This window comes from Pseudomonas sp. P4795 (assembly GCF_048822895.1).
Classification (GTDB): Bacteria; Pseudomonadota; Gammaproteobacteria; order Pseudomonadales; family Pseudomonadaceae; genus Aquipseudomonas.
In genome coordinates, this window is sequence record NZ_JBMFBT010000009.1 from 275,488 (window position 1) to 292,979 (window position 17,492).

Here is a 17,492-nt window from a genome sequence, read left to right on the forward strand (position 1 = left end):
CGACACGATGACGCAGGTCGAATAACTTGGCGCCATGCAATTCATTCAAGGTTTAAACATGAACAAACCTCTGCAACAAACCCCGCAACAGATTTGTGAGTCCATCTTGACTAAAGAGATGCAGACGAACATCGAACGCAAGATTTTGCCAAGCGAAAACGCTGTGATAAAGCGAATGCTTGCCCGCAGCCTTGAGCTGAGCGAGACCTATGTTGAGCTCCACTCCACGCTGCATTCGCTCCCGTATGCGCTGGAAACCGTCTTGCGCGTGATCCTGTCCACAGCTGCGTTCTGGAGCCCGGAGAAAAATAACAAAGCACGTGAGGAGCGCAGGAAGCTTTCTGAAATCAATCGCCAGATTTCGACCCGAGCGCTTGAACTTGCAGTCCTTATGGAGCAGAGGTCGAACCTGCACGACAGATCTGGCTTTACGAGCGATACCCACTACCACATTGTCGACGTGATCGAAGAGGCATCGGTACACAACTATCATTTCACGTCCTATGTGCAAGATGACCTCGCACACCTTAGAGGCCAATACGATTTCAAATATTGGCCGTCGCTAGCCGATTGCCTTGAGGAGATTTCTGAAGATGCGGCCAATGCCGTGTCAACGGCATCCAATCCTCTTACAGCGGCAGCAACCGAGGCTACGCGGCCGTCCCTTGCCGACTTCTTTAAAGCGTTGTTCGCTGCAATGGAAGAAAACAGCACGCGACAATGCGGGCGTCTCCCGAATGAATTCAAGATCACGGACAACAGCTTGGCCTCGCTGGCAAACTGCTCTCTGGATCTGAGTGGCGACGAAATGGTGGATGGACCGTATGTAAAACGGCTGCGTCAGCGTCAACGCGAAAAGAAAAAATGATTGTGGGGGGGGAAATCTGTGTCGGGAGCAAGCTTACAGCAGCCCCTCGTGTCCCTGAATTGCGTGTCCCAAGACTGCGCGGACTATCGACCACTGTGCAGAATCGACTATCACGCAGTATGAAACATTGTTGAGCTAAAGCCCCTCGCTCGTCACGAACCACGCAGCCCTGACCGATGACATAGCGCGCTGGCATTGGCAGAGTCCAGGATGGGTCATCGTTGATGATAGCTAGGTTGGTCTTCAGTGCGTTTTTGTAGATAACGATCAGGTAGTCCTGCAGTTTCGAGCGACAAGACCTAGGAGGGTTTAGCTGGACGCGTCCGTGAAAATGCGATTCCACTCTCGGGCCACCAGGATCCGGCAAGCTGACGCAGAACCACCGAAACAGCGTCGCGATACGATTTGCATATTAGCTTCAGTAACATAGGTGATGGTTTGCGCCCGCTCATCGAGTAAAACGCCCCCCGCCCCCCTCAGCAATGCATGACCCGCTACGACGTCATGTGCAGAAACCGGGTAGAGAGATACCCCACAGACGCCATCCCCTGCGGCTACTTTGGCAAGCCTGTATGCGATGGAAGGCATTGCGACGAAGCCAGCTGGTTTACACAGATCGGCATTAATGTCTGGTTTACTGATCGCGGCGGCGCTGACCATCACCAACTCATTGCTCGACAGAGTTTTGGTGGATAGTTTTGAAGGCACCGGTTGTCCATTGCGTATCACCTTTTCTAGTCCTTCAGCCCACGCGATGCAATCCGGCGAACCTTCGACAGTGATCGGCGCGAACACTACACCCAACACTGGCATCTGCTCGTGCAGAAGGCCGACGGAAAGAGCTGAGCCTTTAAGCCCGTTTAGGAAGTCACTGGTGCCATCATTCGGGTCGACAACCCAACACCACGAGTGTCCAGTCAGACTATGACCTGTTTCCTCGCCCCAGAAATCGCAATTAAAAATTTCTAGCAGTTGCTGGCGCAGAAGCTCCTCAATTTCCAAATCTACGCCGGCTTTGTCACCCTCTCCTCGTGGCCCGTCTATCCTCGCCCACTCGGCAATCAGCAACTGACCTGCGCCGATTACGATCTCAATGGTCTGAGTGAGAAGCGCCCAAAGGTTTGGATTTCGCACGGAATGTTCTACGACATCGAGTTTGGTCAGAGTATTGCGATGTTCCTCGACATGTGGTTTACGCGAGCCGCCAGCCAACCGCCCAGTCGGCTCAAAATCTCTGCCAAATACCAAAGCCGCATCAAGGAATCTATGGGCACCTTTATTTGACCTCTTCGCCAGTCTGCGACTGGCTTCGAGCTCAAACTGAGCTTGCAATGACCATCTATAGCTTATGACCTTACGTCTTCCTTTCATCATGACCTCTGACAGGAGCTCCAAGTACGCCGCTCCCGCTCTCAATGCAACATCCAACAGAAAGGTGGGTAGCTCATCAACCACACAGATTGTCGACGACCAGAGTGAATGCGGCCCTTCAAATATTGCTATAGCATATAGCATCTCCCCCTTTAGCCAATGGGCCCTCTCGGGGCACGACATCGGAGCGCTTAGTGATATTCCTTTTTGACCCCAAGCAAAAAGAGGTAAGAACGTGGACTCATTGCGAAATAGAAGGGCTTTGTTTCATTGCTACGATCACATCGATTAGAACCGGTCAACGGAATCGCGCTGCGATGGTTGAGTGTGCGTATGAGCTACGGCACTACCTTTTAACAGCCAAGGACGTTGTGGTCAGGCACGTTCACATGATGTGTCCCCCTTCCATAAGCGGACGCAGCGCCTGGGCTTTAGAAGAGCTTGAAAGCATTGTGGCTTTCACTGGAGTGGACAACGACCAGAGTGCAGTTCTGTATAGGACGTCGATTGCCAGCTACAAGCTCGGCGATCTGGATCTTCGAAGGAAAAAGCATTCCCGAGTTCTGTTCTCCACTCGCCACCTCAAGCAGCACTCTCCGGAAGTTTCCGACTCTCCGCGTGCCGAAAGGTACCCTCAGATGTTTGCTCCTCAATAGGTACGTTGAACAACGACCCACACGAAAAAAAATATTTGATTGAAGAAAAACTCAAATATCTCTATAGCGTATAGCTCTTTATCCCGCAGCAAGGCTTTATCGTGCCTTTTGCGGGTCAGCAAATGGATCTCAAAGAATCCTTCGGGGTTACCGTCAAATCTATTCGTCGCGCCAAAGGGCTGCCACAGATTGCTATTGGCATGAACCAGGGATATATCAGCGAACTCGAAAATGGGCAGAAGACTCCGACGCTGCCCAAAATGGCTGCTATCGCGAAAAATCTAGGAATTCATCCTCTAACCCTTCTCGCGGCGGTATATAGCAACATGGGGCCGGAGGATTCGAAGCAGCTTTTAGCCAAGGTAAGTGGCGAGCTCGAGAGCTTGAAGTAGTGGGCGCAATACAGAAACCACCATGCCTACAGATGTAAGTCTGTATACCGTCTGGCACCCGACTCAGTCATCAATACGTATCTCCATCCCCCGTAACGGTCGTCCAACAGCTCAAGCATGACGCGCCGTTGTGTAGCGGTAAACGGCGCCTAGCCCCAATAGTCCAAGATCACCAAGTCGGTCTTGGCATAACTCGCCATCAGTTTCGCGAAGCGTCCGTCGCCGTGGGCCAGGCCCAGTTCTTCCATCAAGAGTGGCAAGCTCAGATAGCGCACGCTGTCGCCATCCCGGCAAGCCTTGCCAGCGCGCAGGCCAGCCATGTTTTACCTACGCCAGTCGGGCCGGCGATGATCAGGTTCAGCCTGTCGCGTAAACGACTCCTTAGTGCGGTGCATCGTGTGGGTTCCATACGCCACTGAATTCGGAGCAAGGGAGGCGACCCACGTTTGACGATATGTTTGTAAGTGAGCACCCCCATGCGCCCGGTATCGCCAGTCCAGGACGATGTGGCCGTTGTCAAAGGTACTTCAACACCTTTTCAATCGCCTGCATTGTTCCTGGTTTGAAAACAGTTTTTTTCTCAGGGTCGAGTATGTCTCCTACCCTCCCCCGTTCTAACTTCCAGTCGTGCAGGAAGTCATCAGACCTCAGGTATTCCATAGCGCGTCGCTCAATGGCAGACAATTTGAAATCTGGTGCAGTGCCAGAGCGATCGTCCACACGAATCACAGTACCTGGCGGCACAATCTCCTTGATTGTCCGCTGCGCTTCAGCTAGTTCCGCAAGGCTTCGGTGAACAAGGATGCGCAATTGGGGATCCTTGATCTCATTTGCCCAAGCATCACCACCGCGGAGCGTTGGCACACGCCTGCGAGTACTTGGTACCGAAACGAAGCATTTAATCAGCGCTTGATAGTTTTCTCCGGTCTTGTTAGCAATGCTCTGTGCTTTAGGCACTTTTCGCTCGGCACCTAGGCGGGCGATACCAGCGTACGAGAAATCCGTACCACCCGATTCTACGATGTCCTTGCAAACGTCATAGATAGCCTCAAGCGACGCTTTCTGTCGGGGCGACTTCTCGCACAGATGTGCAAGCAATTCCTCTGGGGTCATTCAACGTTCCTCAAGTAACATGCCGGTCTTATCAGCACATCTTCAAAATGTGATTCGGGTAGAAACGCAAAAGGGTCTTTGTAACCCCTTGGATTTGAGAACATATCCATTACTACGCAACACATTTAGTATCAATGACATCAATCCCAGCCACCTGATGCTCTAAGCCGAAAACCAAATTAGATGGATTGGTCGTCAAAAGTTTAAAAAATTCGATTTTAGAGATACGCTCGCCCCCCTGAAGATCATCAAGCAGTAGATCTCCACTGATAAGTTGATTGACCCGATCCCAATTCTGCAGACGTTTGAAGAAGAAGTCTGTAACCTGATTACCAAGAAGTAACTGCTCTCGCTCACTCAGGTTAAACATGTTTGGGCGGATGTCATTCATCAATGCCATCCGGTCAATCATCTGAGACCTTCGTGGAGTTGCGAGGACAGCGGAAGCTGACTGATAGATCGTTGCGTTCACGCACACTTCGTTGAGCTGCTGGTAAAACGAGGTCTCCTGATATTCAATTTCAAGATCGCTCTGGTCGCTGACGATAAGCTTAAGGCCGTTACCCTCATCATCTGTTCCTTCGGTAGCTTGATTGTTCAGTAAGACCCGAGAATCTTCAATGAGCTTCGTAATGGCCTGCATATCACCGAGATACATATCCATCTTCGTAGCGACACCTTCCATCTCAGCATGCAGCTTCCGGCATGCGATCTCACATTGAAGTCGCTCACGGTCATCGAAGATGTCTTCAGTAACTGAAAGCTCCATTTCGAGATAATCGAACTCCTGAATTTTGGCCCGAAAGACCTCAAGCTGGTCGTCCAGTTCGCTGTACTTCGCCCAGAGCAAATTCACATTCAGGCTGATTTCATTCCACAGGGCTGTCAGGCCACCTAGAAATACTGGACCGGTAATGAAGTGACGGCAACGAGGGCAATTCTGCATGCCAAGATACCCCGCCGGAGCTGGCATATATGAGACTTTGTTGTACGGTACACCGCCGTCTTCACATCGACCGCCTGCATATGGACAAACACCGTAATCTCGTACCAACTGGGTACCTGTCATGCCAGACATGAGTGCGGCCAGTGCCTCTTCGCTGTTGGCCACTAACTGATGATGGAGCTGATCCAGACGGTTCTGCTCAATGAAGAGCTGTATATCAGTAGCCTTGTTCAGGAGCGCCCGCTTTTCCCCCTCGGCCATAGCCTGCCGCATCTTGGTTGAATTAATCTTTGTGTAGTACACACTCATTACTATTGAAGTGTGCCCCGCGATCTTCATGATGATCTGCACCGGCATGCCGAAATCCACAACATAGGCGGTGATCAAGCTCACCCGCATGCTGTGAGGCGTATATCGTGAACTGTAGCGAGTTAACGCAGAGGGGCGGCCCCTCCCGTCAAACGTTGCAAGCTCAATGTTGCTTGGCTGGGTAAAGTAGAGAGCAGCCGCAAGGCGACTGATCATCGAGGGCGTAAAAAGTGGGGGTTGTTCTTCCCCGAATGCTCTGAACAGGAAGCAGTTGGCCCCCTTCTTTTTTAGCCTGCTCTTACTGAGATTGCAGCGCTTGGCACAATCGGTCCACGGCGTCACACGGTTAATCGGATTGTATTTCCGTTGCCAGTTTTTTAACACGGTTAGCCAATAGACCAACTTATCCGGAATCCAGGGCACGTCATAGCCTGCTCCATCGTAGCTCGTCTTGTTACTCGTGAAGTGCATACCCCACTCACCCTGGCTCGAATGGGTAACAAATCCATGCTGCCTACCTAACTCTACCAGTGGACCGTTATTTTTGACCCATACTGGCTTTCCATCAACCAACTCGACCACGAACTCATCGGCTTCCCCAGAATCGTTGTACATGATCTGGCGACCGCGAGCCGGTACCGAGACAAGCGTATAGAGAGCAATCCAGTGTATTGGGAACCACAGATAGTATTGGTCACCTGCTTTGCGATAGACGCAGTTCGGGTCATCCGGGTCAATAACCGAGGCATCGACTTGATAATAATCTCCATCAAAGTTATGAACGCTTTTCAAGTCACTGAAGGTCGTAGCGTTTTCGGGTACAATCCAATCCCGAATAGCCTCTACAAACTGGTAGGCAAGTACAGGTTTGACCGACTCCGAAGGTGTGGGTTTGAATCCACCAAATTCCACAACAGAAAGAGGATTCGAAGCACCAGCTACACGATAAGCATAACCGTTTTCATCCTCCTCCGTAAAATGCCGTTTGAGTGCGTCCTCTAGATACTCATTGACTGCAAACGAAGTCCGTCGACCGTGATCAGTATCACCTTGCGCCTCAAGAAACCTCAGATACTTTCTTGTATCCACCAAGCCGCCACTAAGAAATTCATGAACACTATTTCCTAAGGCATGGGGTTCGATAAAGTGACGTACAAACCTACAGAGCGATTGTTCTCGCGACCCCTTTACGGGACATTTATCGAGATAAATTCTAATATCATCTGCCCATCTCTTACTGCTTTTAGATATGTACTGAACTTTACTAGGGAGCTCCACACTCAGAAACTCGTAAACGTTCGCCCACTCCATATAAACTTTGTCTGGACTGTAGGGCATTCTAGGATCTTTTAACACTCTCCAAAGATCGGTGTAATCCTGCATGATTTTACACCCATGCAACTTTACAATTTCTTGTAATTCAGTATAGCTGTAAGGTGTTGGCAGGCCACAGATATCGTACCAATCAATCCATTCACTTACGAAAAGAACATCCGGATTTTCTGGAAGGTCTGAATGCTTGAGACAAGCCGCATTGTAATCATTTTTACTTTTGATCTTGAGAAGCTTGGCAGCCAGCTTGATATCTTCAAGTTCACCGTACGTATCAGGCAATAGGAAGACGTCATATCCAGGAAAATCTAAAAATTTTCTTTCCGGATTCGAAGGTAAGCGAGGATCAGCCTTATAATTTTTAACGTAATCTTGCGCGCAGCTAAACCTGTAAGGCAACGCTAATTTCCGCGCTTCTTCCCAAGTTGCGCATTCATGGGACTTTCGACCAGCCATTGATCTTCCCCACCCCTGCCATTCTTCGAGGTAGACAAGATCAGGATGGCTTGGAAGATTTTTATCTTTCAAGTAGTTCTTTTGGTATTCACCTTGATTCCTAACTCCCAATTTCCGAACAGCCTCTTTGAATTCTTTGTATGTTGCGTAAAACCCTCGAGACTGAGGAGAAATGAAATCACGAGTATCTATATTTAAGAAGTGAACCCATCCCTTCCATTCCTTTGCATACTGCCTGCTCGGCATTGCAGCGAGCTTAGGGTCTTCTTTACGTCTGCGCCCATAAGCATCCTTCGACCGAATTCCCATTCGAATTGCCGTCTTGGAAGCTTCAGCTAATGTGTCGTAGGCAGGCACGCCGACGCCAAGGAATACTGGAAACCCAGGAAAATTGTCATACACAAATGGGGGGCTGGCAGGCAGGCGAGCATCTTCACGCCGCCTTTTTTTGTAGTCTGCGGCCCCAGTTATTCCCAAATCGCGAGCAGCCTTTTGGCATTCCTCAAGCGTAGCGTAAGGTTCTGGAACCCCGAGAAAATTTAGCCACCCCTCCCAATCGCCACCATAATAGGTGTACGGGTGTTTCGGTAAATTGTAATGATCACGCTGAAATTTTTTATATTGCCTAATATTCGTTATACCATTAGCAATCACAAGTGCAGAAGCTTTCTTATAATCAAGAAACTCTACCGAAATAGATTTCGGACGTATAAACCCTTTAACAGTTCTTGTAGGTCTCCGCCTACCTGTAATTCTTGAGCGCTGCTCCCCCTCACTTTCATTCGACAGCTTATCTACCGGGGAGTTTAACCCATCCATCTCGCTCATATTTTCACCTGCTTATTGATCCAATATCAGCGAACGTTACAACATCCCTTAACGATTTCAACCCCCCACCTTACAAAATTCGACAACATTTACCAACTTCAAAACCGTAGTTACCAGTAGCATGTTGCTATCATTATAAGGAGTTTAAAATTAGAAAATCAGGTACAACAGCGTGAGAAAGTGGCTGAGGTGGAAGTCTGGTACTCAAATTTTTTTCCAGCGTATAAATGAAGGGGGTAGTCCCCTACCGCGGCCGATTAAAAATCGGCCAAAAAACGAAAAGTTTTGTTACATTTTTAATTATTTTTTGCGGTGACCCAATATTTTTTCCGGTAAGAAAGGGAAAATCGGGCCAGTAAGCTGGTGAATCGGACGGCCGTAACCCGTCGATTCTATGCGTTGGAGCTAATGTTGAAGATGGTTAGTGTGGTCTCGGCGGCTTGGATGAGTAGCTATGACTCAAGCTGGCGCGTATGCGAGAGCGTCTAGTCTTATATCAGGGAGAGTGAGTTTTGACGCTTCTGCCGCTTCCTCTCCAGCGCCCGCTCCCCTTCTTCAAACGCATCTCGTATATCTTGCTCAGTTGGCTCTTTATATACTTGCTGTGAGTGAATACTTTTATGATGCAAAGCTTTCTGAATAAACTCCGGTTTAAGATCGGATTCCTCTAGCCTATAACCATAGGCATGACGATGCCCATGCTCTGTTGTTCCAATTTTTTTGGAGTGAGGCAAGCCAATGCGGTGCACTGCCGCGCGATGCTGTCGATTAAAGTTTTTTAACGTCTCAGGGTGCCCTTTAGAGTTCGTAAACGCATAAGGATGATCTTCATGCGTAGCTGGGTTGACTCTCTGGCACTTCAGATAACAAGAGAAATTATGCAAAAACAACTTAGCAGTATTGAGTGGATAGAAATAGACTTCTAGGTAACCATCAGCTCCATCAGTCAGTAATGGTGCTTTCCAACCCGCATGCAGGGAATTCGTCTTTCCATACTCAGTACGGGGCTTTCTACCATAATGCCTATTCAGGTAGTCCCGTCTATTCGTATATCCTTTTTCCTCCACTCGCCCCAAGGACGGATGCCAAATACGAACAATCGCCTCATTTCGCTTCTTGTCTACGATCACGTCAGAAAGGAACATTTGGAACACCTCACTCTTACGCAGCCCAGAATAGTGCATGAGGATAGTAATCGCCCTCCCCTTGTAATCGATAAAGTCGTGAGACGATGCCTTTGGATCTGAACTACGGCGCACCCAACCGTTTTCGAGCAGATTATAGATTTCGTTCTCTGGAAATCGCTTGGTCGGCTTCCTGTTCGATGTCGGTACTGCCCCTGTCTGCGTCTTTCGTACGAGGGCTTGCTGAGCGGCTGCATCCTTTGGCTTATTCAGGTGACTCAGGAATACATTCGATTGCTTCTGGTAGTAGGCGCACCAATTCATCCGTTCCTCAACCGAGTTGGCTTGTCTGAATGGATTGGCCCTGGTCGCATTGTAGTTAGGTTCATCAGCAAGCCAGTCTGTATAGCTTGTGATGTGGTTCATGAGCGTTCTAGCGTCCTCGGCTCTGCGAGGCGTCCAGTAAAGTCCACTTGGATCTGTCTGCGTCTCGACGTTGATCGTTCCGTATTCTAGCGCCGGGGCGAATGACTCCAAGAGCGCCATTGTCTTCTCGAACCGGCCCTCATTGGCAGCGATATAGGACATCAGAAGCTTCAGAGCGAAGATACTCCGTTCACGCCAAGAAGCGCCTTTGCGCAGGTATCTTGTTGAGGCTAAGTACCGAAGGTGGGAGATGAGAAGGCCATCTTGTGTCAGGAGACCAGGCAGCTCGACTTCTCGCCCTGTGTTGTCACTCACGTACCGCGTGTTGATCCTGAGGGCAAAGGCCAAGAGTCATCCTAGTAGTATGTAGTAGTTAGTATGTGGATATTGCCTATATTACGAGGGAGCCAGGAGGTATGGAAAGGACTGAAAGGGGATGTGTGGTAGGGAGCTTCTAGGCGTACGAGGGTGAGGGAGAAGTTGGGGCTTTACTAGATAGTATGATTTTTAAAGCGGTGATAATGGCGCGGCATGCAGCAATCCGGCGGTCGACGCATCAAACGCAGCCTGTTCATCGACGCCAGCGGCGTGCGCTTCATTCGTGACGATGAAGAGCTGAAGCTGACCCAGGTGCATTTGCTCACCGACTACATGAGCCGCAAGAAAGCCGAGCTCAAGGCGTGGAACGAAGCGCAGGGCAACGTTGCGGCGATGGCTGCCAACCGCCGGCGCATGACCAACATCGGCACCTTCCGCGCTTATGCGCTGGCCTATCTGAAAAGTCATCCGGAGATCCAGCCGAACATGACCTGCATGGTGCGCCAGATGCAGACCACGGCGCAGGGTATTCCGCTGGAGATCTACTGCTTCACCCGCACAACGGCGTGGGCCGATTACGAGCGGATTCAGGGGGATATTTTCGATTATCTGCTGGCGGTGTTGCCGGAGTTTGGTTTGAGCTTGTATCAGCAGCCGAGTGGCGGGGATTTGCGCGCCGGGTTGTTGCCGGCGGTGCTGGGTGCAGCCCACATTCCTGAAGCCGAAAAACACCTGATGTAACACCGCAAAACCCTGTAGGAGCTGCCGCAGGCTGCGATCTTTTGATCTTAAAAAATCAAAAGATCGCAGCCTGCGGCAGCTCCTACAGGGGTCATGCGGTGCGTCTGATGCCCAGGCGGCTGATCCAGACGGCGGCGAGGATGACGCTGCCGCCGATGAACAACCGCCCAAGCTCCTCATGCTGATTCCAGATCAGCAGGTTCAGCAGCAAGCCCACCGGCACATGCAGGTTGTTCATCACCGCCAGGGTGCCGCCGTTGACCAGGCACGCGCCTTTGTTCCACCAGTACAGGCCGAGTGCGGTGGAGACCAGTCCAAGGAATATCAGCACGGCCCATTGCAGCGGCGCTTCGGGCAGGAAGTTGGCTTTGCCGAACAGCAGAAACGCCGGCAATGCCACCGCCAGTGCGCCGAGGTAGAAGAAGCCGAAGCGGCGGTAATGCGGCAGATCGCTCGGATGTTTCGCCACCAGATGCTTGTACAAAACCTGCCCGGCGGCGTAGGTGAAGTTGGCCAGTTGCAGCAACAGGAAACCCATGAAGAAATCCGGGTTGATCCGGTCGAAGCGGATCACTGCCGCACCGCACACTGCCACCAATGCGGCGATCAATGCCCACGGATTGAAGCGTCGGTTCAAAGCGTCTTCGATCAAGGTCACGTGCAGCGGCGTGAGGATGGTGAACAGCAGCACTTCCGGTACCGTCAAAACGCGGAAGCTCAGATAGAGGCAGACGTAGGTCACGCCGAACTGCAACGCGCCGATCAGCAGCATGCCGCGCATGAACCCAGGCTCGACCGAGCGCCAGCGGGTCAGCGGGATGAACACCAGCCCGGCCAGCACCACGCGCACCAGCACCGCGAAATAACTGTCGACATGCCCGGCCAGGTATTCGCCGATCAGACTGAAGGAAAACGCCTGGATCAACGTGACAAAAAGTAGGTAGCCCATGCTCGCCTCGATTTTCAATGGCGGCGACGATAGCGGTTTTTGCATTCTGCAACCAACACAAAATCCCCCTGTAGGAGCTGCCGCAGGCTGCGATCTTTTGATCTTGTTTTTTACAATCAAAAGATCGCAGCCTCGTTGCACTCGACAGCTCCTACAGGGGTCATCAAATCACAGGCAAAAAAAAGCCCGATCTCGCATAGGCGTTCAATCGGGCTGCAGCACTCAGGAGCAACAAGTGCAAAGGGAGGTTCGATGCGCGTGAAACCTTGAAGGGGTTGCGCCAGGTCACTAGACCATTCGGTGATTATCTGGCGATTAACGGATCAGGCGACCTGGGACAGTTTGGCGTTGGCCTGATTCAGGCCCTTCTCCTGGAAGTCGCCACCGAGGTTCATGCCTTCAGCGTGAATGAAGGTCACGTCGTGAATGCCGATGAATGCCATGACCTGCCGCAGGTACGGTTCCTGATGATCGGCCGGGCCGCCGGCGTAGATGCCGCCGCGAGCGGTGAGCACGTAGGCTCGTTTGCCGCTGAGCAGGCCTTGCGGGCCGGTTTCGGTGTACTTGAAGGTCACACCAGCACGCAGCACATGGTCAAGCCAGGCTTTGAGGGTGCTCGGAATGGCGAAGTTGTACATCGGCGCGGCCATGACCAGTACGTCGGCGGCGAGCAATTCTTCGGTCAGTTCGTTGGAGCGCTCCAGCGAAGCCTGTTCGCTGTCGCTGCGCTGCTCGGCAGGCTTCATCCAGCCGCCCAGCAGATTGATATCGAGATGCGGGACCGGGTTGACGGCGACGTCGCGGACGGTGATCTGATCGGCCGGGTGCGCCGCTTTCCACTGACTGATGAAAGTCTGGGTCAGTTGACGGGATACCGAGTCTTGCTGGCGGGCGCTGCTTTCGATGATCAGAACGCGGGACATGTTGTGTAGCCTCCATCCGAGATTGTTGTAAGTCGATGGAGTGAAGGTTAAGCAATGTCGTATCGATGAAAAAGCGCAAATAACTGCTATAAAGCATCGATTAATTCGTTTATAAGCTGAGCACACCCGAGGTGATGTGCTCAGCCGACATTCATTTCGGCGTGCAGCTCAGCTTGATGCGCAGCTTGATGATGGTGCGGGTGAACTTGGCTGTGGCGTTTTTATGCTTGCCCGCCGCGACTTCGATGTTGCGCGTGCGCGGTGCTTCCGGCCCGTTGCTGAACACCACCTTACAGGTTGCATCGACATCGCCATAGTTGCTGACCCGGATGGAGCCGATGTCGTTATCGGTGTCGAAGGACTCGTAGTCGATCTTCAGGCCGTTGAGGTCTTTTTCCACATCGATCGGGTACGCGAACGCCGTTAGCGGCAGCAGCGCCAGCAACACACAACAGAATTTTTTCATTCGGCAGTCTCCATGAGGGACAGCCAGCTTAGGACAAGAGGAGCTATTGATGAAAGCGCCCCGCGTGACCCTTGATCAATGGCGCACGTTGCAGGCCGTGGTCGACCATGGTGGATTCGCCCAGGCGGCCGAGGCTCTGCACCGTTCGCAATCGTCGGTGAGCTACACCGTCGCCCGCATGCAGGATCAGCTCGGCGTGCCGTTGCTGCGCATCGACGGCCGTAAAGCGGTGCTCACCGATGCCGGCGGCGTGCTGCTGCGCCGTTCGCGGCAACTGGTGAAACAGGCCAGCCAGCTCGAAGATCTTGCCCATCACATGGAGCAAGGCTGGGAGGCCGAAGTGCGATTGGTGGTCGATGCGGCGTACCCGAGCGCCCGCCTCGTCCGCGCCCTGACCGCGTTCATGCCGCAAAGCCGTGGCTGCCGCGTGCGTTTGCGCGAAGAAGTGCTGTCGGGCGTGGAAGAGGTGCTGCTGGAAGGCGTGGCCGATCTGGCGATTACCGGGTTCAGCATTCCCGGTTACCTCGGCACTGAGCTGAGTGATGTCGAGTTCGTCGCCGTCGCCCACCCCGAACACGCACTGCATCGCATGAACCGCGAACTGAGTTTTCAGGACCTGGAAAGCCAGATGCAAGTGGTGATCCGCGACTCGGGCCGCCAGCAACCACGCGACGTCGGCTGGCTCGGCGCCGAACAGCGCTGGACGGTCGGCAGCCTCGCCACCGCCGCCAACTTCGTCTCCAGCGGTCTGGGTTTTGCCTGGCTGCCACGACACATGATTGAACGCGAATTGAAGGAAGGTGTGCTCAAGCTGCTACCGTTGGATCAGGGCGGCAGCCGCAACCCGAGTTTTTATCTGTACTCGAACAAGGACAAGCCACTGGGTCCGGCGTCGCAGATTCTCGTCGACCTGCTGCGCACGTTCGACACGCTGCCGCTGGATGCCCCATTCGCCGCCCCTGAACAAGCCTGACACGGAGTCCACCGATGGCCTATTTCGAGCACGAAGGTTGCAACCTGCACTACGAGGAATATGGCCACGGCGCGCCATTGCTGCTGGTTCACGGACTCGGTTCGAGCACGCTGGACTGGGAAATGCAGATCCCGGCGCTTTCCGCGCACTATCGAGTGATCGTGCCGGACGTGCGCGGTCATGGCCGCTCGGACAAACCGCGCGAGCGCTACAGCATCGCCGGGTTCAGCGCCGATATGGTGGCGCTGGTCGAGTATTTGAATCTCGGCCCGGTGCATTACGTCGGCCTGTCGATGGGCGGCATGATCGGTTTTCAACTGGCGGTCGATCAGCCGCAACTGCTCAAGAGCCTGACCATCGTCAACAGCGCGCCGCAGGTCAAACTGCGTTCACGCGACGATTACTGGCAGTGGTTCAAGCGCTGGAGTCTGATGCGCCTGCTGAGTCTGGAAACCATTGGCAAGGCGCTGGGCGGCAAGCTGTTCCCGAAACCCGAGCAGGCCGATCTGCGGCAGAAAATGGCGCAACGCTGGGCAAAAAACGACAAACGTGCTTATCTCGCCAGCTTCGATGCAATTGTCGGCTGGGGGGTTCAGGAACGACTTTCGCGCGTGACCTGTCCAACCCTGATCGTCAGCGCCGACCGGGATTACACGCCGGTTGCACTGAAAGAAACCTATGTAAAACTGCTGCCCGATGCGCGGCTGGTGGTGATCGCCGATTCGCGCCACGCCACCCCGCTCGATCAACCTGAACGCTTCAATCAAACGCTGCTGGAGTTTCTCGCCACAGCCGATACTAAAAACCTCAGGATCACTGACCCATGCTGAAAAAACTCGCCCTCGCCGCCGGCACCGTACTGTTCGCCGCCAACCTGATGGCTGCCACGCCGGCCAAGGCGCCGCACGTGCTGCTCGACACCACTAACGGCCAGATCGAAATCGAGCTGGACCCGGTCAAGGCACCGATCAGCACCAAGAATTTCCTTGAGTACGTCGACAGCGGCCATTACAACAACACGATTTTCCACCGCGTGATTCCGGGCTTCATGGTCCAGGGCGGCGGTTTCACCCAGCAAATGGCGCAGAAAGACACCAAGGCCCCGATCAAGAACGAAGCGAGCAACGGCCTGCACAACGTGCGTGGCACCTTGTCGATGGCGCGTACTTCGAATCCGGATTCGGCCACCAGCCAGTTCTTCATCAACGTGGCGGACAACGCCTTTCTCGACCCGGGCCGTGACGCCGGTTACGCAGTATTCGCCAAAGTGGTCAAAGGCATGGACGTGGTCGACATCATCGTCAACTCGCAAACCACCACCAAACAAGGCATGCAGAACGTGCCTGTCGACCCTGTGATCATCAAGTCGGCCAAGCGCATCGACTGAGTCTCGCGGGGCATTTCGAGCGGCGTCGGCCTTACGCCACGCCGCTCACACTGATAAAAGGAGAGCCCGTATCCGGGCGGTTATCTGATGCTCTATCGCCGTTTTGAACAACTGATCGACATATTCCGTGACGCCCCGACGGCGGCCCCACCCGACCGAGTCCTCCCCTTCTACATCTACTACCTCAAGCAAGTCTGGCCGAGTTTCGCCGCCCTGCTGGTGGTCGGTCTGTTTGCCGCGCTGATCGAAGTGGCGCTGTTCAGTTACCTGAGCCGTATCATCGACCTGGCGCAAGGCACGCCCAACCCGAATTTTTTCAGCGAACACGCCCTCGAACTGACCTGGATGGTGGTGGTGGCTTTGGTGCTGCGCCCGATCTTCTTCGGCCTGCACGACCTGCTGGTGCACCAGACCTTAAGCCCCGGCATGACCAGCATGATTCGCTGGCAGAATCACAGCTACGTGCTCAAGCAGAGCCTGAATTTCTTCCAGAACGACTTCGCCGGACGCATCGCCCAACGCATCATGCAGACCGGCAACTCGCTGCGTGACTCGGCCGTGCAAGCGGTGGACGCGTTGTGGCACGTGTTGATCTACGCGATCAGTTCGCTGGTGCTGTTTGCCGAAGCCGACTGGCGCCTGATGATCCCGCTGCTGACGTGGATCGTCGCCTACATCGGCGCGTTGTATTACTTCGTACCGAGGGTCAAGGATCGCTCGGTCGAGGCCTCGGATGCGCGCTCGAAACTGATGGGGCGCATCGTTGATGGCTACACCAACATCGCCACCCTGAAGCTGTTTGCCCACACCAATTTCGAACAGCACTACGCCCGCGAAGCGATTCAGGAACAGACCGAAAAAGCACAGTTGGCCGGCCGCGTGGTGACCAGCATGGACGTGGCGATTACCGCCATGAACGGCTTGCTGATCGTCGGCACCACCGCGCTGGCGCTCTGGCTGTGGACGCAGTCGCTGATCACCGTGGGCGCGATTGCGCTGGCGACCGGTCTGGTGATTCGTATCGTCAACATGTCCGGCTGGATCATGTGGGTGGTCACCGGGATTTTCGAAAACATCGGTATGGTGCAGGACGGTTTGCAGACCATCGCGCAACCGGTCAGCGTCACCGATCGCGAGCAGGCCAAACCGCTGGCCGTAGAGCGTGGCGAAGTGCGTTTCGAGCACGTCGATTTTCACTACGGCAAGAAGAAAGGCATCATCGGCGACCTCAATCTGAACATCAAAGCGGGCGAGAAAATCGGCTTGATCGGCCCGTCCGGCGCCGGAAAATCGACCTTGGTCAACCTGCTGCTACGCCTGTATGACGTTGAGGGCGGACGCATCCTGATCGATGGGCAGAACATCGCCGAAGTCGGCCAGGAAAGCCTGCGCGAGCGCATCGGCATGATCACCCAGGACACCTCGCTGCTGCACCGCTCGATCCGCGACAACTTGCTTTATGGCAAGCCAGATGCAACCGACACCGAACTGTAGGACGCGGTGCACAAGGCGCGCGCCGACGAGTTCATCCCGTTGCTGTCGGACGCCGAGGGCCGTAGTGGTTTCGACGCGCATGTCGGCGAACGTGGGGTGAAGCTGTCCGGCGGGCAACGTCAGCGCATCGCCATCGCACGGGTGCTGCTCAAGGACGCGCCGATCCTGATCATGGACGAAGCGACCTCGGCGCTGGATTCGGAAGTCGAAGCGGCGATCCAGGAAAGCCTGGAAACCCTGATGCAGGGCAAAACCGTGATCGCCATCGCCCACCGTCTCTCGACCATCGCTCGCATGGATCGGCTAGTGGTGCTGGAAAACGGGCAGATCGCCGAAAGCGGCACCCACGCCGAGCTGCTCGCGCATGGCGGCTTGTATGCGCGGTTGTGGCAACACCAGACCGGAGGTTTTGTCGGCATC

The 17,492-nt window shown here is 53.7% G+C and carries 12 protein-coding genes and 3 pseudogenes; 7 read left to right on the top strand and 8 right to left on the bottom strand.

All coding sequences use genetic code 11. The features are described from left to right. The first annotated feature begins 58 nt into the window (after positions 1–58). Positions 59–868 carry a hypothetical protein gene (locus ACOI8A_RS24070; protein ID WP_420657863.1) on the top strand — a complete coding sequence of 270 codons (810 nt, stop codon included), beginning with the start codon at positions 59–61 and terminating at the stop codon, positions 866–868. A gap of 309 nt (positions 869–1,177) precedes the next feature. Here the strand turns inward: ACOI8A_RS24070 and ACOI8A_RS24075 are convergent, their stop codons facing one another. Further along, positions 1,178–2,239, bottom strand: a complete 1,062-nt coding sequence (locus ACOI8A_RS24075) for an inositol monophosphatase family protein (protein ID WP_420657865.1) — start codon at positions 2,237–2,239, stop codon at positions 1,178–1,180. Between the two features lie 778 nt (positions 2,240–3,017). On the opposite strand from ACOI8A_RS24075, the gene ACOI8A_RS24080 reads away from it, so the two are divergent. Next, positions 3,018–3,287 (top strand): helix-turn-helix domain-containing protein, encoded by a 270-nt coding sequence (locus ACOI8A_RS24080; protein ID WP_420657866.1) that lies wholly within the window; start codon positions 3,018–3,020, stop codon positions 3,285–3,287. Positions 3,288–3,376: 89 nt separating this feature from the next. Here ACOI8A_RS24080 and ACOI8A_RS24085 read toward each other — a convergent pair. The 4 genes and pseudogenes from ACOI8A_RS24085 to gmtY all read right to left on the bottom strand — a co-directional run. Next, positions 3,377–3,660 (bottom strand): annotated as a pseudogene (locus ACOI8A_RS24085) (ATP-binding protein); the annotation flags it as partial. Positions 3,661–3,803: 143 nt separating this feature from the next. Continuing rightward, positions 3,804–4,400 (bottom strand): gamma-mobile-trio protein GmtX, encoded by a 597-nt coding sequence (gene gmtX / locus ACOI8A_RS24090; RefSeq protein ID WP_420657867.1) that lies wholly within the window; start codon positions 4,398–4,400, stop codon positions 3,804–3,806. Between the two features lie 112 nt (positions 4,401–4,512). After that, positions 4,513–8,271, bottom strand: coding sequence for a gamma-mobile-trio integrase GmtZ (gmtZ, locus tag ACOI8A_RS24095; RefSeq protein WP_420657869.1), 3,759 nt, complete (start codon positions 8,269–8,271; stop codon positions 4,513–4,515). A 491-nt stretch (positions 8,272–8,762) separates the two neighbouring features. Next, a complete protein-coding gene (gmtY, locus tag ACOI8A_RS24100) occupies positions 8,763–10,169 on the bottom strand; it encodes a gamma-mobile-trio recombinase GmtY (RefSeq protein ID WP_420657870.1) in 1,407 nt (468 codons plus the stop codon). A gap of 174 nt (positions 10,170–10,343) precedes the next feature. Here gmtY and ACOI8A_RS24105 point away from each other — a divergent pair. Beyond that, positions 10,344–10,880 (top strand): annotated as a pseudogene (locus ACOI8A_RS24105) (mechanosensitive ion channel family protein); the annotation flags it as partial. Between the two features lie 91 nt (positions 10,881–10,971). On the opposite strand, the gene ACOI8A_RS24110 reads toward ACOI8A_RS24105, so the two are convergent. From ACOI8A_RS24110 to ACOI8A_RS24120, 3 genes are all read right to left on the bottom strand, one after another. Continuing rightward, positions 10,972–11,829, bottom strand: a complete 858-nt coding sequence (locus ACOI8A_RS24110) for a carboxylate/amino acid/amine transporter (protein ID WP_420647873.1) — start codon at positions 11,827–11,829, stop codon at positions 10,972–10,974. Between the two features lie 323 nt (positions 11,830–12,152). Continuing rightward, positions 12,153–12,752 (bottom strand): FMN-dependent NADH-azoreductase, encoded by a 600-nt coding sequence (locus tag ACOI8A_RS24115; RefSeq protein ID WP_420647872.1) that lies wholly within the window; start codon positions 12,750–12,752, stop codon positions 12,153–12,155. 151 nt (positions 12,753–12,903) lie between these two features. Next, entirely contained in the window at positions 12,904–13,218 is a 315-nt protein-coding gene (locus ACOI8A_RS24120; RefSeq protein WP_420647871.1) for a 3-phosphoglycerate kinase, read from the bottom strand. A 49-nt stretch (positions 13,219–13,267) separates the two neighbouring features. Here ACOI8A_RS24120 and ACOI8A_RS24125 point away from each other — a divergent pair, with 49 nt between their 5' ends. The 4 genes and pseudogenes from ACOI8A_RS24125 to ACOI8A_RS24140 form a co-directional block, all read left to right on the top strand. Beyond that, positions 13,268–14,191, top strand: coding sequence for a LysR family transcriptional regulator (locus tag ACOI8A_RS24125; protein ID WP_420647870.1), 924 nt, complete (start codon positions 13,268–13,270; stop codon positions 14,189–14,191). Between the two features lie 14 nt (positions 14,192–14,205). Beyond that, on the top strand, positions 14,206–15,021 hold the full coding sequence (locus tag ACOI8A_RS24130) for an alpha/beta fold hydrolase (protein WP_420647869.1): 816 nt from the start codon (positions 14,206–14,208) through the stop codon (positions 15,019–15,021). Further along, on the top strand, positions 15,015–15,578 hold the full coding sequence (locus ACOI8A_RS24135) for a peptidylprolyl isomerase (RefSeq protein ID WP_420647868.1): 564 nt from the start codon (positions 15,015–15,017) through the stop codon (positions 15,576–15,578). Before ACOI8A_RS24130 ends, ACOI8A_RS24135 begins: the two co-directional genes overlap by 7 nt. An 87-nt stretch (positions 15,579–15,665) precedes the next feature. Next, positions 15,666–17,492: pseudogene (locus ACOI8A_RS24140) on the top strand (ABC transporter ATP-binding protein); the annotation flags it as partial.

What these genes read in the sequence shown, in the direction of transcription:
- ACOI8A_RS24070 (WP_420657863.1), top strand. Translation starts at nt 59, where the DNA reads ATGAACAAACCTCTGCAACAAACCCCGCAACAGATTTGTGAGTCCATC.
- ACOI8A_RS24075 (WP_420657865.1), bottom strand. Translation starts at nt 2,239, where the DNA reads ATGAAAGGAAGACGTAAGGTCATAAGCTATAGATGGTCATTGCAAGCT.
- ACOI8A_RS24080 (WP_420657866.1), top strand. Translation starts at nt 3,018, where the DNA reads ATGGATCTCAAAGAATCCTTCGGGGTTACCGTCAAATCTATTCGTCGC.
- gmtX (WP_420657867.1), bottom strand. Translation starts at nt 4,400, where the DNA reads ATGACCCCAGAGGAATTGCTTGCACATCTGTGCGAGAAGTCGCCCCGA.
- gmtZ (WP_420657869.1), bottom strand. Translation starts at nt 8,271, where the DNA reads ATGAGCGAGATGGATGGGTTAAACTCCCCGGTAGATAAGCTGTCGAAT.
- ACOI8A_RS24110 (WP_420647873.1), bottom strand. Translation starts at nt 11,829, where the DNA reads ATGGGCTACCTACTTTTTGTCACGTTGATCCAGGCGTTTTCCTTCAGT.
- ACOI8A_RS24115 (WP_420647872.1), bottom strand. Translation starts at nt 12,752, where the DNA reads ATGTCCCGCGTTCTGATCATCGAAAGCAGCGCCCGCCAGCAAGACTCG.
- ACOI8A_RS24120 (WP_420647871.1), bottom strand. Translation starts at nt 13,218, where the DNA reads ATGAAAAAATTCTGTTGTGTGTTGCTGGCGCTGCTGCCGCTAACGGCG.
- ACOI8A_RS24125 (WP_420647870.1), top strand. Translation starts at nt 13,268, where the DNA reads ATGAAAGCGCCCCGCGTGACCCTTGATCAATGGCGCACGTTGCAGGCC.
- ACOI8A_RS24130 (WP_420647869.1), top strand. Translation starts at nt 14,206, where the DNA reads ATGGCCTATTTCGAGCACGAAGGTTGCAACCTGCACTACGAGGAATAT.
- ACOI8A_RS24135 (WP_420647868.1), top strand. Translation starts at nt 15,015, where the DNA reads ATGCTGAAAAAACTCGCCCTCGCCGCCGGCACCGTACTGTTCGCCGCC.